We start from the raw sequence: 15,708 nt of genomic DNA, 5'->3' as shown, positions 1-15,708 counted from the left end.
GCCCCCGCTCCGGCGCCGCCCGCCCCGCAGGACGACGTCGCCTCGGTGGACGACCTGGACGACTTGGACGCCCTCCTCGACCTCGCGAACGAGCGCCGCGACCTGGCCGCCATGCGGGCGGCGTGGCGGCGGTTCGACGTCCTCGCCGAGGCGGCGGAGCCGACGACGCTGCAGAAGGTCCGCCGCCTGGACGCCCGAGGCTTCGAGCACGCCGTCGACGGCGAGGGCGAGGACGCGGTCACGTGCTGGAAGGAGTCGGCCCGCCTGTTCGGCACGCTGGGCGACGAGGTCCGGCGGCACCGCGCGCTCGCCCGGCTCGGCGCGATGCGCGCGCAGCTGGGGGACACCGGCGGCCTGGACGAGATGGCCGCCGCCGCCGACTACTTCGCGCAGCACCCCACCGACGACGGGGACGCCACCGGCTCGCTGATCAGGCTCGCCACCGTGCAGGCCGAACTCGGAAGCCACGCCGGCGCCATCGCCGCCCTCGACCGGATCGTCCCGGACGACGCGCCCGACCGCGCCGGCGAAGCCTGGTTCGTCCGCGGGAACGTGCTGCTCATGACCGGCGACCCCGACGCCGCCGTCACCGCGCTGCGCCGCTCCGTCGAGGCCGCCCGCACATCGGACGACCCGATGGAGACCGCCTCGCCCGCGCTGCTCCTCGCCCGCACCCTCGCCCGCCAGGAGAGCGGCCCGGACGAGGAGACGTTCGCGCTGCTCGACGAGGTGCTCGGCGTCCTGCCCGGCGCGTCGCCGATGCGCGCGGCGGCGCACGCCGAGCGCGGCCTGGCGCTGCTCACCGCCGACCGTGCGGCCGACGCCGTCGCCGACCTCGTGGAGGGCATCGCCGCCTGGACGGCTCAGGGCGCCCACGAGCAGGCCGTCCACTTGCGCGTGGACCTGGCCGCCGCCTACCTGTCCACCGGCCGCCACCTGGAGGCCGCCGAGGCCGCCGAAGAGGCGCTGCCGGCCCTCGACGACACCCAGCGCTGCCGCCTGATCCTCGCGCACGCGCAGAAGGAGCTCGGCGAGGAGGAGGCGGCCGCCGGCTTCACGGCCCTGGCCGAGGACGCCGCCCAGGACGGCCGCCACGACGCCGTCGCCCACTTCCTCGAAGAGGCCGGCGGCGTCCTCACCGGCCTCGACATGGACGCCCTGGCCGCCGAGCGGTTCGCCGAGGCCGCCGAAGCGCACGAGAAGGCCGGCGACCCGTACGGCGTGGTCCGCACCCGCCGCCGCGCCGCGATGTGCCTGCTGTGGACCGGCGACGCCGACCAGGCCGCCACCACCATGGACACGGCCCGCGCCGCCTTGGCGGGCCTGCCCCCGGACAACGAGCCGGCCCGCATCTGGGAGACCGCCCTGGTCTCCTACGACCAGGCCCGCCTTCTGGCCCAGACAGGCGATCTCTCTGCGGCCGCCTCCAACGCCACCGCCGCCGCGGACGGCTTCACCACCCTCAACGAGACCGACGCCGCCGAAGAGGCCACCCGCCTCCACGCCGAGATCAAGGAGGCCCTCAGCTGAGGCGGCGGGCGCCCTCCGAGGGGGTCGCCTCCAAGAACTCGGGGGCGGTCCAGCCTCGTTGCGCGTAGGCGGACGCGATCGCGTCCCGCACCCGCTGGGCGCGGTCCGCCGGGGTGAGGACGATCACCGAGCCGCCGAAGCCGCCGCCGATCATGCGGCCGCCGCGGGCGCCGGCGCGGAGGGCGGCGTCGACGGTGGCGTCGGCCTCGGGCCAGGAGACCTCGAACTGGTCGCGGAGGGAGAGGTGGGAGGCGTTCAGCATCGCGCCGAGCTCGGGGAGGGCACCGGCGCGCAGGAGGCCGACGGTCGCCTCGACGCGATGGTCGTCGGTGACCACGTGCTGGACGCGGCGGCGCAGCACCGGGTCGCCGAGCGTCTCCAGGGCGGCGGCGAGGTCTCTCACGTCGCGGAGGGCCTTGACGCCGAGGAGGGACGCGGCCTCCTCGCATTCGGCGCGGCGGCGGCCGTAGTCGCCGCCCGTCAGTGCGTGCGAGGCGCGCGTGTCGATCACTAGAAGCGTCATGCCGGCGGCGGCCGGGTCGAACGGGACCTGGGACGACAGCCCGCTGCGGCAGTCCAGCATCAGCGCGTGCCCGGGCGTGCAGAGGAGCGAGGCCGACTGGTCCATGAGGCCGCAGGGCATGCCGACCTGCTCGTTCTCGGCGCGCTGCGCCAGCCTGGCAAGGGCGGGGCGGTCGATCTCCACGCCGTACAGGTCGCACAGCGCGAGGGCGGTCGCGCACTCCAGGGCGGCCGACGAGGACAGCCCGGCGCCCTGCGGCAGGTCGGAGTCGATCAGCAGGGACGCGCCGCCGGTGCCGTGCTCGCGCAGGACGCGGGCGACGCCCACCGGGTAGGCGGCCCACGCCCGGTCGGGCGGCCAGTTCTCGGAGACGACCGTCCCGCCGTCCACGGGCGCGGTGACGGCGGTGCCGGCCTGCCGTGAGCGGACCTCGACCATGCCGTCGTCGCGGCGGGCGGCGGCCACGGAGACACCGCGCGAGAGCGCGAACGGCAGGACGAAGCCGTCGTTGTAGTCGGTGTGCTCGCCGATCAGGTTGACCCGGCCGGGGGCGCGCCAGACGCCCCCGGGGGCGTGGCCGAACGCCTCGGTGAATGCCTCGATCATCGCGACCGCAGGAAGGTCCACGCGTCGTCGACCATGGCGCGCAGGTCGCGTTCGGGCTTCCAGCCGAGCTCGGCCTGGATCTTCTCCGACGAGGCGACCAGCACCGCCGGGTCGCCGGCGCGGCGCGGCGCGACCTCGGCGGGGATCTCGCGGCCGGTGACCGCCCGGCACACCTCCACGACCTCCCGGACGGAGTTGCCGGTGCCGCTGCCCAGGTTGAAGATCCGGTGGGTGCCGGGCTCGCAGGCGTTCAGCGCCAGCAGGTGGGCGCGGCCGAGGTCGGTCACGTGGATGTAGTCGCGGACGCAGGTGCCGTCCGGCGTCGGGTAGTCGTCGCCGAACATCTTCACCGCGTCGCCGTCCCCCTGCGCGATCTTCAGCACGTTGGGGATGAGGTGCGTCTCGACGGTGTGCCGCTCGCCGTGCCGCCCGTAGGCGCCCGCCACGTTGAAGTACCGTAGCGACACCCCGCCGAGGCCGTGCAGCCGCGCGTACTCGGCGAGGGCCGTGTCGATCGCCAGCTTGGACGCGCCGTAGGGGTTGGTCGGACGGGTCGGGTCGGTCTCCAGGATCGGCGTCGACTCCGGCTCCCCGTAGGTCGCGGCCGTGGAGGAGAACACGATCTTGGGGACGCCCGCCACGCGCATGGCGTCCAGCAGGGCGAGGGACTCGCCGAGGTTCTTGTCCCAGTACAGGCCGGGCTTCTCGACCGACTCGCCGACCAGGGACTTGGCCGCGAAGTGCAGCACGGCGTCGAACCCGGCGCCGCCGAGGACGTCGGCGGCCGTGTCGCGCAGCGTGCCGCGCACCAGCCGGGCGCCCTCGGGGACCGCGTCCTCGTGCCCGGTGGACAGGTCGTCCAGGACGACGACCTCGTGGCCCGCCTCCAGGAGCAGGGCGGAGACGACGCTGCCGACGTAGCCGGCGCCTCCGGTGACGAGCAGCTTCACGGACGGACCTCCACAGGCGAGACTGGTGGGACGGCGGGGTTGCACCCAGGCTATCCGGAACCCCGGACGGGGAAGGCTGATCGCATGGACCGGACGCCGCCCGGCACGCCGCCGAGGCCGCCCGCGGGCCTGGCGCGGCCGCTGGTGTGGCTGCTTTCGCGGGCGGCGAATCTCGTCGTGCGGTTGTCGGGCGGTGATCCGCACGCGCTGCGCGAGGAGCTGACCGCGGAGCGGATGCGGCGGCTCGTGGCGGAGAACACGCAGCTCACCGCAGACGAGCGGGCGCTGATCGAGGAGGTGTTCGCGGCGGGGGAGCGGCCGCTGCGGGAGGTCCTCGTCCCGCGCACCGAGGTCGTGTTCCTGGACGCGGCGCTCCCGCTGACCACCGCCGCGCGGGCCGCCGCGGGCAGCCCGCACTCCCGGTTCCCCGTCTGCCGCGAGTCCCACGACGAGGTGATCGGGTTCGTCCACATCCGCGACCTGCTGGCGCCCGACCCGCCCGAGCCGGACGGGCCGGTGGGCGCCCTGGTGCGGCCGGTGAAGTTCCTCCCGTCCTCCAAGCGGGTGCTCCCGGCGCTGACGGAGATGCGCCGCGAGGGCTGCCACCTGGCGATCATCATGGACGAGTACGGCGGCGTCGCCGGGATCGTCACGCTGGAGGACCTCCTGGAGGAGCTCATCGGCGACATCCGCGACGAATATGATGTGCAGGACGCGCAGGCACGGCGCCTGCACGGCGGGGTGGTCGAGGTCGACGGCCTGCTCAACCTGGACGACTTCGCCGCCGAGACCGGCATCCGGCTGCCGGACGGCCCCTACGAGACGGTCGCCGGGCACATCATGGCGGTGCTGCGCCGCGTGCCCGCGGAGGGCGACTCGGTGGAGGCCGGGGGCCGCCGCCTCGCGGTGGCCCGGATGGACGGCCGGCGGGTCGCCCGCGTGCGCGTCATGCCGCGCGCGGCGCCGCAGGCCGTACCGGTGCCGCCCGGCACGCCGTCCGCGACCCCGCGGGCGGTGCTCGGCGACGCCGCCGCCGGCCCCGGGGCCCGGCAGGCCACCGGCGGCGGAGCCTCCGGCGACACCTGAGAGAATCGGTCCGTGCACATGCCCGAAGCGTCCAGCCCGCAAGCGTCCGCCGGAACGGCCGCGGCCCCGCCGCGCGTGCTGTCCGGCATCCAGCCCACCGCCGACTCGTTCCACCTCGGCAACTATCTGGGCGCGCTCCGGCAGTGGGTCTCGATGCAGGACACGCACGACGCCTTCTACTGCGTGGTCGACCTGCACGCCATCACCGTCGAGCACGACCCCGCGCTGCTGCGGCGGAGGACGAAGGTCGCCGTCGCGCAGCTCCTCGCGATGGGCCTCGACCCCGACCGCGCCACCGTGTTCGTGCAGAGCCACGTCCCCGAGCACGCCGAGCTGGCGTGGGTGCTCAGCTGCCTCACCGGGTTCGGCGAGGCGGGCCGGATGACCCAGTTCAAGGACAAGTCGTCCAAGCAGGGCACGGGCGGCACGTCCGTCGGGCTGTTCACCTACCCGATCCTCCAGGCCGCCGACATCCTGCTCTACTCGCCCGACCCGACGCAGGGGGAGCGGGCGCTGCGGGTCCCCGTGGGGGAGGACCAGCGGCAGCACCTGGAGCTGACCCGCACCCTCGCGCAGCGGTTCAACCACCGGTTCGGCGACACGTTCGTGCCGCCGGAGGCGCACATCCCGGCGGGCGCCGCGAAGATCACCGACCTGCAGGAGCCGGACGCGAAGATGAGCAAGTCCGCGTCCTCGCCGCAGGGGATCATCGACGTGCTGGAGGAGCCCGGCCCGATGCGCAAGAAGATCATGCGCGCGGTCACCGACACCGGCTCCGACGTCGTCTACGACGAGGAGAAGAAGGCCGGAGTCACCAACCTGCTGCGGATCTACTCCGCGCTGGAGGGCACCTCCGTGCAGGACCTGGAGCGGCGTTACGAAGGCTCCGGCTACGGGCAGTTCAAGAAGGACCTCGCGCAGGTCGTCCTCGACACGTTCACGCCGATCAGGGAGCGCACGCTGAAGCTGCTGGACGACGAGGAGCAGCTCGACCGGCTCCTCGCCAAGGGCGCCGACCGCGCCTGCGAGGTCGCCGCAGCGACGATGGAGACGGTCCGCGAACGGGTGGGATTCGTCAGACGTGGTCGCTGACCGCCCCCCGCACGACGACGCCGCGGAGGGCCCCGGGGAGGCGCCCTCCGCGCGGGACGGGGTTCGCGCGATCGGCGTGACCATCCCGATCCCGGCCCCGCACGGCGCGTTCCTGCAGGCCAGGCGCGCCTCGTTCGGCGATCCGATGGCCCACGCGATCCCGTCGCACATCACGCTGCTGCCGCCGACCGAGGTGCGGGGCTCCGACCTCGCGGCCATTGTGGAGCACCTGCGCGACGTGGCCCGAACCGAGAGCCCGTTCCCCATCCGCTTGCGCGGCAGCGGAACGTTCCGACCGGTGTCACCGGTCGTCTTCGTCGCGCTGGCCGAAGGAATCGGCGGCTGCGAACGCGTCCAGGCGAAGGTTCTGTCGGGCCCGCTCAGCCGGCCGCTGCCGTTCCCCTACCACCCGCACGTCACCATCGCCCACCATCTGCCCGACGACGTCATGGACCAGGCGTTCAAGGAACTCGCCGGCTACAGCGCCGACTTCGAGGCGTGGGGGTTCTCCCTGTACGAGCACGGGCCGGACGGCGTGTGGCGTCCGGAGTACGACTTCGTTTTCGGCGCCGACGATTCGGGTGTGACCGGGCCCGGCCGGCAACCCGTTGTTTAACCGGTGATTACCGTCTGCGGCATCGAGTGGCGGTAGTTGGGTACGTTCCGTACATGCGGCAGGTGATCGACAGGGCGCAGCGGCTCGGCGAGTCACTGTTCGGCAAGGGCAAGGACCTGCTGCGCGGCTCGCGGGAGCGCTCGCGGTGGTTCGACCACCAGGCGCGCGCGTTCGAGCGGTACCAGGAGCGCCGCGGCGACCGGCTCGCCGCCGCCCTCACCTGCTACGCGTTCCTGTCGTTCTTCCCGCTGCTGGCGCTGGCGTACTCGCTGCTCGGCTACCTCGTCGGGGTCAGCGCCCAGGCCCGCGACTACTTCGTCAAGGCGATCAACTCGCAGCTGCCGGGGCTCGCGGGCCAGCTGGACGTCGCGCAGATCGCCCAGTCCAAGACGGCGGTCGGGGTCGTCGGGCTGGTCGCGCTGCTGTTCACCGGGCTGGGCTGGGTGCAGGTGCTCCGCGAGTCGCTGCGCGACATCTGGGGCAACGAGCCGGGCGGCGGCGGCAACTTCTTCCTGAAGAAGCTGTGGGACCTGTCCGTGCTGGGGTTCCTCGGCCTGATCCTGATCTGCGGCATGGCGGTGACGACGGTCACGGCGTCGGCGACCCACACCGTCCTGGGGTGGCTCGGGATGCAGGACGTCCCCGGCGCCGGCACCGGGCTGCGCCTGCTGTCGCTGGCCTGCGCGATCTTCTTCGACACCGTCGTGTTCCTGGTGTTCTTCACCCGGCTGTCGGGGACGCGGGCGCCGTGGCGGCGGATCATCCGGGGCGCGGTGTTCGGCGCGGTCGGCTTCGAGGTCCTGAAGCAGATCGCGGCGCTGCTGGTCGGCCGGACGACGCAGAACCCCGTCTACGGCACGTTCGCCGTGCTGGTCGGGCTGATGGTGTGGATCAACATCGCGTCCCGGTTCGCGCTGTTCGTCGCCGCCTGGACGGCCACCCGCCGGGTGGTGCTGACCGCCGACGCCGGGAACCCGGAGAACCGCGCCGACCCGGCCGAGGTCGAGGCCCTCCAGGAAAGGGCCGAGACGGACGAGACCGGCGCGACCGGCGAGACCGGCGCGACCGGCGCGGCCTCGCGGGAGCGGCCCGGTCAGGACCAGAAGGCGTCGTCGGCGTACTGATCCTCGGCCAGCGTCCGGATCTCGGTGATCCTGCCGTCCCGGATGCGGAACAGGTCGACCGAGCGCCCGTCCAGGACCTTCCCCGGACGTTCGGCGTAGTTCTGCACCAGGGCGGTCCCGTACTCGTCGTTGGCCATCACCGAGTACGGCTCGGCGCGGAACGTCCCGCCGGACAGCTCGAACAGCCGGACGTAGAAGCCGAGCACCTCCTCGGGCGTCCGGTACTCGCCGCAGAGCGGGCCGCGTCCGAGGACGCGGTGGACGACGTCGTCGGCGAGCAGTCCGCGGATGAGGCCCATGTCGCCCTTGGCGAACGCCGTGTAGCCGTCCTGCAGCAGCGGCACGTTCGGGTGCTCGGCCGCCGGCAGGGCCGGCACGGCGGGTGCGGCAGGCATAGACACGTACCAGTCGGACATGGCGGGTTCCTTCCGCGGTGCCGGTCCGCCGTCCCGCGGCAGCGGCGAGGTCACCGGCGCCACCGCGAGCGTAAGCCCGCCGGGCGCGGCCTTGCCAGACTCGCGGGGGCCCGGTGAGGGAACCTTTACCGGCCGGTCCCGGCCGCCCGTGCTCAGCGGCCCGTGCTCGGCGGCCCGTGCTCGGCGGCCCGTGCTCAGCGGCCCGAGCGGTAGCGGGCGGCCTCCAGGCGGCGCCGCCGGCGCAGCACCACGAACAGGGCCGTGACGGCGAGCAGCGCGCCCGCCGCGCCCCCGCCGACCAGCAGCCACCTGCGGGACGAGTCGTCCGAGGCGAGCGGGGCGTCCGGCAGCACGCCGGAGTCGCCGTGGTTCTTGGTCTGCTCGACGTCGCCGGGCGGGACGAGCGAGCCGACCGGCTGCACCTTGCCGCGGGCGGCGAAGCCCCAGTCCAGCAGCTTGGCCGCGTACGGGGACGGCGGCGCGTCCGCCTTCATCAGCGAGATCACGATCGTGTGCCCGCCGCGCCGCGCCTCGGCGACGAACGTCTGGTGCGCGGCGATCGTGTAGCCGTTCTTGCCGCCGATCATCCCGGTGTAGGCCTGGCGCTCGCCCGGCAGCATGTGGTTGTGCGTGTGGATCGGGTACCCGCCGACCTTCTTGCCCTTCTTGCGCTGCTTCTTCGTGGGCGGCGCGGGGAACTTGAAGTCGATCGCCTGCATGTAGGCGCGGTACTCGGGGTTCTTCATCCCCTCGCGCAGGATCAGCGCGAGGTCGTAGGCGGAGGTGTGCTGCGTCCGGACGTCGAGCCCGAGGTCCTTGTCGAGGCCGTTCGGCGACCCGGCGAGGGTGTCGTGCGCGTTGATGCGCTTGGCCTCGGCGTTCATGTCGGCGAGGGTCCTCTTCACGCCGCCGTCCGCCTCGGCCAGCGTGAACGCCGCGTCGTTGGCGGACATCATCAGCATCGCGTGGAACAGGTCGGACACCTTGTACTGCATCTTCGGGGTCAGCCCGACCTTGGTGCCCTCGACGTCGCACGCCTTCTGGGACGGCCGGACGAGCCTGCTCGGCTCCAGCTTCGGGACGAGCGTCAGCGCGGTCAGCGTCTTGATCGTGCTGGCCGGCAGGTAGCGGCCGTGCGGGTCCTTGGCGGCGAGGACCTGGCCGGTGTCGGCGTCCGCGATCAGGTACGAGCCCGCCTTGATCTTCGGCAGCGCCGGCACCCCCGGGGCCGGGTTGACGACGATGCCGCGGCCGGTGAGCCGCTGCCCGCCGACGGTCCCGGCCGCCGGCGCGGTGGCCCGCGCCCCCGGCGATCCGGCTCCCGGCGATCCGGCCTCCGGTGTGCCCGCAGCGGCGGCGGGCGCCGCCGCCAGGGCGGGAGCGGCCGCCAGCGAGGCGGCCGCGACCGGTACGGTGATCGCCGTCAGGGCGCGGCGGACGCCGGCGGTACCTCGTCGCTGTGGTCGCAAGCTCCCGACGCTCCTCACTCCCGCGGAAGCCCCACCGCTCCCGTCGCGCATGCGGCCAACGCCCATGACTCCCCCGAAGACTAGGCGACGTATCCGGCGAAGGGGTACCCGATCACGAATACGGCAAGCATGGGACGGACGAGACGCGGGGTGCACAAGTGATCTCACGGTACGTAACGGGCGTCCCCAATTGGTCACAGTCCGTCATTGAAGGTATTTTGGGACGGGCTGACTAGTTCGATCTAGTGATGCCACTGGCAAGATCAATGACCGAAAAGTAGCACCCCCACCCGCCCGCCGACCGTCCGCATGAGTCAATTGATCCGCAAAGGGCATGGACACCCGGCAGGGGGGCGGGCACGGACGCCATCATGGAGCGAACACGTGACCTGGACCGGCGTTTGTCCAGGCTTAGGGACCCGCTGGCTGAATTGCGCCACGTGCCACGCAACGACCTGCAAGGATTGTGGACGGAGGTTGGCCGTGGCCATTGACTTCAACGCATCGAACGGGGCGACGCTCGGCGTCGAGTGGGAGATCCAGCTCGTCGATGCGGAGACCAGGCACCTGCGGCAGGACGCACGCGAGGTGCTCGCCGCCCTGCCTTCGCTCAGCGAGGACGGCGACAACCCGCGCGTCCGGCACGAGCTGATGGAGTCGACGATCGAGGTCGTGACCGGCATCTGCGACACCGTGGGCGAGGCCAAGGCCGACCTCTCCGGGACGCTCACCGCCCTGCGCGGCGCCGCCGCCGAACGCGGCCTCGCGCTGGCCTGCACCGGCACCCACCCGATCAGCGACTGGCGGGACGCGGTGATGGCGCCCATGCGGCGCTACGCCCAGCTGATCGAGGAGATGCAGTGGCTGGCCCGGCGCATCCAGACGTTCGGCGTTCACGTCCACGTCGGCGTCTCCGACGGCGCCAAGGCGATCCCGATCGTCAACGCGCTCTCGTCCTACCTTCCGCACTTCCTCGCGCTCACCGCGTCCAGCCCGTTCTGGAGCGGCAGCGATACCGGCCTGGCGTCCTGCCGGGCGGTCGTCTTCGGTCAGCTGCCGACGGCCGGACCACCCCACTTGTTGGACGACTGGGCGGCCTTCGAGGATTACATGGACACGCTGATGCGTTCGGGAACGATACGGAGCATCAAAGAGGTCTGGTGGGACATCCGCCCGCATCCCGACTTCGGCACCGTCGAGATCAGGATGTTCGACGGCATCCCCACCATGCGCGAGGTCGGCATGGCGGCCGCCCTCTGCCAGAGCCTGGTCACGCTTTTCGAGCAGCAGCTCGACCGCGGCTACACCCTGCCGCGGCCGGCCGCCTGGGTGGTGCGCGACAACAAGTGGCGCGCGACCAGGTACGGGCTCGACGCCATCGTCATCACCGACGACACTGGGAACACCGCACCGCTCCGCGACGACCTGTACGAGCTGATCAGGGAGCTGGAGCCGGTCGCCGACCGGCTCGGCTGCGCCGAGGAGCTCAAGGTCGCCGGCGAGGTACTGGAGCACGGCGCCCCGTACGAACGGCAGCGCGCGATCCGCGCCGAGGGCGGGACGCTGGAGAACATCATCGACGCGGCGATCACCGAGCTCGCGGAGGACAGGTTCGTCACACTGGGGGAGGTCGTTCATGCCGGATCCTGAGGGACCGGACCGCACCGGCCCCGTGGACCCGCCCGGTCCGGGCCCGGCGAACGCCGGGGCCCAAGCGGGCGAAGAGGTTACCGAGAACGAGAACACTGGGCGGGCGCCGTTCGGCTCCGCCGTCGCGCAGGGGGCGCACATGACCCATCCGGGACCCGGGGTGATGCCCGGCCTTGAACCACCCACCGCCCCGGGACCCGCGGGCCCCGAGGGCCGCGGCCGGCGGGACGCCGGCTCCGGCGCCGCCCGTGCGAACGGGGCGGCGCCCGCCGGGCCCGTTCCGCGGGCCGCCGAAGGGGACCGCGCCGCGGTGCCCGGCGTCCAGGACGTGCTCGGCGGCGCCGTGCTGCAGCCGCAGCTCGACGCGTTCCTCGCCGCGCACGAGGACGAGCTGATCGCGTTCCGCCGCGACCTGCACATGCACCCCGAACTCGGCTACAACGAGCACCGGACGACCCGCAAGCTCGCCGAGCGCCTGCGCGCGGCGGGCCTCGACCCGGTGATCCTGCCGAAGGGCACCGGCCTGTTCTGCGACATCGGCCCCGCCGACGGCACGACCGTGGCGCTGCGGGCCGACATCGACGCGCTCCCGCTGCAGGACGAGAAGGAGCACGCCCCGTACCGGTCGACGGTCCCGGGCATCGCGCACGCGTGCGGCCACGACGTCCACACCGTGATGGTGCTGGGCGCCGGGCTGTTCCTCGCGCAGCAGGCGGAGGCGGGGCTGCTGCCCGGCCGGGTCCGGCTGCTGTTCCAGCCCGCCGAGGAGACCCCGGGCGGCGCGCTGGACGTGATGGCCGCCGGCGGCATCGCGGGCGTCGACCGCGCGTTCGCGCTGCACTGCGACCCCCGCATCGAGGTCGGCCAGCTCGGGCTGCGCAGCGGCCCGATCACCGCGGCCTGCGACAAGGTGTACGTGAAGGTCACCGGGCCCGGCGGGCACACCGCCCGGCCGCACCTGACCGCCGACCTCGTGTACGCGCTCGCCAAGATCGTCACCGAGCTGCCGTCCGCGCTGTCGCGGCGCGTCGACCCGCGCTCCAGCCTGTCGCTGGTGTGGGGGCGGATCTCGGCCGGGTCGGTCGCCAACGCCATCCCCGACGACGGGATCGCCGAGGGCACCGTCCGCTGCCTGGACGATGATGCGTGGCACCGGGCGCCGGAGATGATGAAGGCGCTGCTGCAGTCGGTCGCCGCCGCCTACGACGTCGAGGCGTCCCTGGAGTACGTCCGGGGCGTCCCGCCGACCGTGAACGAGGCGGCGAGCGTGCAGATGTTCCGCGACGCCGCCGCGCAGGTCATGGACGAGGAGGGCGTCGTCCCGACCCCGCAGAGCCTCGGCGGCGAGGACTTCGGCTGGTACCTGGAGTCGATCCCCGGCGCGCTGGCCAGGCTCGGCGTCCGCACCCCCGGCTCGCCCGGCGAGTACGACCTGCACCGCGGCGACTTCGACGTCGACGAGCGGTGCATCGCGGTCGGCATGCGGGTGCTGAGCGCGACCGCGCTGACCGCGCTGTGGGAGGGCGGACGTCCGGGCGACACCGAGCGGATCGAGGGTGCGGCGCTGGCCTAGCCCCCCCGGCCCGTCCTCGATCACCGGGCGTAGCCGCCCGGCTTGGCCTCCCGTCCTCCCGGGTATCCCCTCCACACGGCGGACCCCCGTACCGGCCGCGGCACCGATGGCCGCGCTGACCTGTGGCGATATGCGTACGCATTGGTAACGGACCTGTTGCGAAACCGTGCAAGCGGGAGGTTTGCCCGCATTCGCGAGGTAGCGTCCGATCGATTTCGGTGACCGGACCGGTCGCCGGACCGTGGGTGGGGAACGGAAGGAGCGCTATCTTGCGCCGTGGACTGAAGATTACGCTCGTCACCGTGACGGGTGCGGCGCTGACGCTCAGCGCCTCCGCCTGCGGTGGCAAGAAGGCCGACACCGGTGGCGGTGACGAGGGCGGCAAGAAGGCCCTCAAGATCGGTCTCGCCTTCGACATCGGCGGCCGCGGTGACCAGTCGTTCAACGACTCGGCCGCCGCGGGCCTCGACAAGGCCAAGAAGGACCTGGACGTCAAGACCGAGGAGATCTCGGCCAAGCCGGACGAGCCGGACTCCGACAAGGAGTCGCGCCTGCGGCTGCTGGCCAACAAGGGCTACAACCCGATCATCGGCGTCGGCTTCGCCTACACCGCCTCGATCAACAAGGTCGCCAAGGACTTCCCGAACACCAAGTTCCTCGTCGTCGACGCCGACCAGTGCAAGGTCGAGGGCGCCAACGTCAGCGGTGCCTGCTTCGCCGAGGAGCAGGGCTCCTACCTGGTCGGCGCCGCGGCGGCGCTGAAGTCCAAGACCGGCACGATCGGGTTCATCGGCGGCGTCAACGTGCCGCTGATCAACAAGTTCTTCGCCGGCTACCAGGCGGGCGCGAAGAAGGCCAAGCCGAGCGTGAAGGTGCTGCCGGCCAAGTACCTGACGCAGCCGCCGAACTTCAACGGCTTCAAGGACGCCGGGCTCGGCAACGAGGCCGCCAAGGGCCAGCTCGACCAGAACGCGGACGTGATCTACCACGCCGCGGGCGGCGCCGGCATCGGCGTCATCAAGACGGTCGGCGCGGCCGGCAAGTGGGCCATCGGCGTCGACTCCGACCAGTACAACCAGCCCGCGGTCGCCGGCGTGAAGGACCACATCCTCACCTCCATGGTGAAGCACGTGGACCTCTCGGTGTACGACTTCGTCGAGAGCGTCGCCAAGGGCACCTTCAAGGCGGGCACCACCCAGTACAACCTGGAGAACGACGGCATCGGCTACGCCACGTCCGGCGGCAACGTCGACGACATCAAGGCCAAGCTGGACGAGCTGAAGGCCGACATCGTCAGCGGCAAGATCAAGGTCCCGACCAAGGCCTGACCGCCGCGGCCGGAAAAACGGGAGTTCCCTCCCGTTCGGTGACGTGACGGGCCGGTTTCGTCCGGCCGTAATCGCGCACCGGGCGTCACCTTCGCGGTGCCGCCCGGTGCGACGGCACGTCTCCCCGTTCATGTTCTCCCACAGCACGTTCGAGGCAGGAGGAGGGGCTCTCGTGCCTGACCAGGTGCCGGCCGTGCGGCTGACATCGATCACCAAGCGGTTCCCCGGCGTGGTGGCCAACCGCGACATCAACCTCACCATCGAGCGCGGCGAGGTGCACGCGCTCTGCGGTGAGAACGGCGCCGGCAAGTCCACCCTGATGAAGATCCTCTACGGGATGCAGAAGCCCGACGAGGGCACCATCGAGGTCGACGGCGGGCAGGTCTCCTTCAAGAGCCCGGCCGACGCGATCGGCCGCGGCATCGGCATGGTGCACCAGCACTTCAAGCTGGCCGACAACCTGACCGTCCTCGAGAACGTGATCCTCGGCGCCGAGCCCCGCGGCGCCCTCGGCATCGACTTCCGCGCCGCGCGCGCCAAGATCAAGGAGATGTCGAAGGCGTACGGGCTGCGCGTCGACCCGGACGTGCTGGTCGAGACGCTCGGCGTCGGCGAGCGGCAGCGCGTCGAGATCCTCAAGGTGCTGTACCGGGGCGCCCGCGTGCTGATCCTGGACGAGCCGACCGCCGTGCTCGTCCCGCAGGAGGTCGAGGAGCTGTTCGGCAACCTGCGGGATCTGCGCTCCGAGGGCCTGACCGTGCTGTTCATCTCGCACAAGCTGGACGAGGTGCTGGCCGTCGCCGACACGATCTCGGTGATCCGGCGCGGCACGACGGTCCAGACCCGGCTCGACCCGCGGGAGGTCACCTCCCGGCGGCTGGCCGAGCTGATGGTCGGGTCCGAGCTGCCCACCCCGGAGCTGCGCGAGTCGACCGTCACCGAGGACGTCCAGCTGGACGTCGCCAAGCTGACCGTCCTCACCCCCGAGGGCCGTCCCGTGGTGGACGACGTGTCGCTGCGCATCCGCCGCGGCGAGATCGTCGGGCTCGCCGGCGTCGAGGGCAACGGGCAGACCGAGCTCATCGAGGCGGTCATGGGGATCCGCAACGCCGACGCCGGGACGATCGGCTACGGCGGCGACGACATCACCCAGTGGGCGACCAGGAAGCGCCGCGAGGCCGGCATCGCCTACATCCCCGAGGACCGGCACCGGCACGGGCTCGTCCTGGAGGGGACGCTCTGGGAGAACCGCATGCTGGGCCATCAGACCCAGCGCCCGAACGTCCGCGGCCCGTGGGTCGACCGGCGCGGCGCCCGCCGCGACACGACCCGGATCGTCCAGGAGTACGACGTCCGGACGCCCGGGATCGACGTGCCCGCCGCTGCGCTGTCGGGCGGCAACCAGCAGAAGCTCATCGTCGGCCGGGAGATGTCCGGCGACCCGCACCTGCTGATCGCCGCGCACCCGACCCGCGGCATCGACGTCGGCGCCCAGGCCGCCATCTGGGAGTACCTGCGGCAGGCCCGCGCGGACGGGCTGGCCGTGCTGCTGATCAGCGCCGATCTTGAGGAACTCATCGGTATGTCCGACACCCTGCACGTGATCCTGCGGGGCCGGCTGGTCGCGGAGGTCGATCCGCGGACCGTCACCCCCGAGGAGCTCGGCTCCGCCATGACCGGCGCGGGAGCCCCCTCATGAGCGACGAGAAGGACACGCCCCCGCCGGGGGACGACGATGCCGCCTC

At 72.5% G+C, this 15,708-nt stretch carries 13 protein-coding genes; 9 read left to right on the top strand and 4 right to left on the bottom strand.

Features of this window, described 5'->3' with window-relative positions:
- A partial coding sequence (locus tag E1293_RS33415; RefSeq protein WP_424923710.1) for a tetratricopeptide repeat protein occupies positions 1–1,530 on the top strand: 1,530 nt, incomplete at its 5' end.
- Here the strand turns inward: E1293_RS33415 and galK are convergent.
- Together galK and galE are read right to left on the bottom strand one after the other, a co-directional pair.
- Complete coding sequence (gene galK / locus E1293_RS33410; protein ID WP_132201754.1) at positions 1,523–2,659, bottom strand: galactokinase; 1,137 nt, start codon at positions 2,657–2,659, stop codon at positions 1,523–1,525. The two genes, E1293_RS33415 and galK, sit on opposite strands and share 8 nt — an antisense overlap.
- A complete protein-coding gene (galE, locus tag E1293_RS33405) occupies positions 2,656–3,609 on the bottom strand; it encodes a UDP-glucose 4-epimerase GalE (protein WP_132201742.1) in 954 nt (317 codons plus the stop codon). Before galE ends, galK begins: the two co-directional genes overlap by 4 nt.
- An 84-nt stretch (positions 3,610–3,693) precedes the next feature.
- On the opposite strand from galE, the gene E1293_RS33400 reads away from it, so the two are divergent.
- From E1293_RS33400 to E1293_RS33385, 4 genes are read left to right on the top strand one after another with little or no spacing between them, the layout of a single operon-like run.
- Positions 3,694–4,695, top strand: a complete 1,002-nt coding sequence (locus E1293_RS33400) for a hemolysin family protein (RefSeq protein WP_132201740.1) — start codon at positions 3,694–3,696, stop codon at positions 4,693–4,695.
- Positions 4,696–4,713: 18 nt separating this feature from the next.
- Positions 4,714–5,787 carry a tryptophan--tRNA ligase gene (trpS, locus tag E1293_RS33395; RefSeq protein ID WP_132201752.1) on the top strand — a complete coding sequence of 358 codons (1,074 nt, stop codon included), beginning with the start codon at positions 4,714–4,716 and terminating at the stop codon, positions 5,785–5,787.
- Positions 5,777–6,403, top strand: a complete 627-nt coding sequence (locus E1293_RS33390; protein WP_243716904.1) for a 2'-5' RNA ligase family protein — start codon at positions 5,777–5,779, stop codon at positions 6,401–6,403. Before trpS ends, E1293_RS33390 begins: the two co-directional genes overlap by 11 nt.
- Positions 6,404–6,456: 53 nt before the next feature.
- A complete protein-coding gene (locus E1293_RS33385; RefSeq protein WP_132201738.1) occupies positions 6,457–7,527 on the top strand; it encodes a YihY/virulence factor BrkB family protein in 1,071 nt (356 codons plus the stop codon).
- Here E1293_RS33385 and E1293_RS33380 read toward each other — a convergent pair.
- Both E1293_RS33380 and E1293_RS33375 read right to left on the bottom strand, forming a co-directional pair.
- Positions 7,497–7,943 carry a nuclear transport factor 2 family protein gene (locus tag E1293_RS33380; RefSeq protein ID WP_132201736.1) on the bottom strand — a complete coding sequence of 149 codons (447 nt, stop codon included), beginning with the start codon at positions 7,941–7,943 and terminating at the stop codon, positions 7,497–7,499. The two genes, E1293_RS33385 and E1293_RS33380, sit on opposite strands and share 31 nt — an antisense overlap.
- 194 nt (positions 7,944–8,137) lie before the next feature.
- Positions 8,138–9,412: a D-alanyl-D-alanine carboxypeptidase family protein gene (locus E1293_RS33375; protein ID WP_243716903.1), complete on the bottom strand. Its 1,275-nt coding sequence runs from the start codon at positions 9,410–9,412 to the stop codon at positions 8,138–8,140.
- A gap of 483 nt (positions 9,413–9,895) precedes the next feature.
- Between E1293_RS33375 and E1293_RS33370 the strand changes: the two genes are divergently transcribed.
- The 4 genes from E1293_RS33370 to E1293_RS33355 all read left to right on the top strand — a co-directional run bounded on the left by E1293_RS33370 (position 9,896) and on the right by E1293_RS33355 (position 15,662).
- Complete coding sequence (locus E1293_RS33370; RefSeq protein WP_132201734.1) at positions 9,896–11,062, top strand: glutamate--cysteine ligase; 1,167 nt, start codon at positions 9,896–9,898, stop codon at positions 11,060–11,062.
- A gap of 139 nt (positions 11,063–11,201) precedes the next feature.
- Positions 11,202–12,635 (top strand): amidohydrolase, encoded by a 1,434-nt coding sequence (locus E1293_RS33365; RefSeq protein ID WP_243716906.1) that lies wholly within the window; start codon positions 11,202–11,204, stop codon positions 12,633–12,635.
- A 269-nt stretch (positions 12,636–12,904) separates the two neighbouring features.
- Positions 12,905–13,963, top strand: a complete 1,059-nt coding sequence (locus tag E1293_RS33360; RefSeq protein WP_132201732.1) for a BMP family lipoprotein — start codon at positions 12,905–12,907, stop codon at positions 13,961–13,963.
- A 130-nt stretch (positions 13,964–14,093) separates the two neighbouring features.
- Positions 14,094–15,662: an ABC transporter ATP-binding protein gene (locus E1293_RS33355; RefSeq protein WP_132201744.1), complete on the top strand. Its 1,569-nt coding sequence runs from the start codon at positions 14,094–14,096 to the stop codon at positions 15,660–15,662.
- Positions 15,663–15,708 lie beyond the last annotated feature (46 nt).

Source organism: Actinomadura darangshiensis, assembly GCF_004349235.1.
In the GTDB taxonomy this organism is placed as follows: Bacteria; Actinomycetota; Actinomycetes; order Streptosporangiales; family Streptosporangiaceae; genus Spirillospora; species Spirillospora darangshiensis.
The sequence above is the reverse complement of the archived record's forward strand: the minus strand, read 5'-3'. Positions and strand labels throughout refer to the sequence as shown.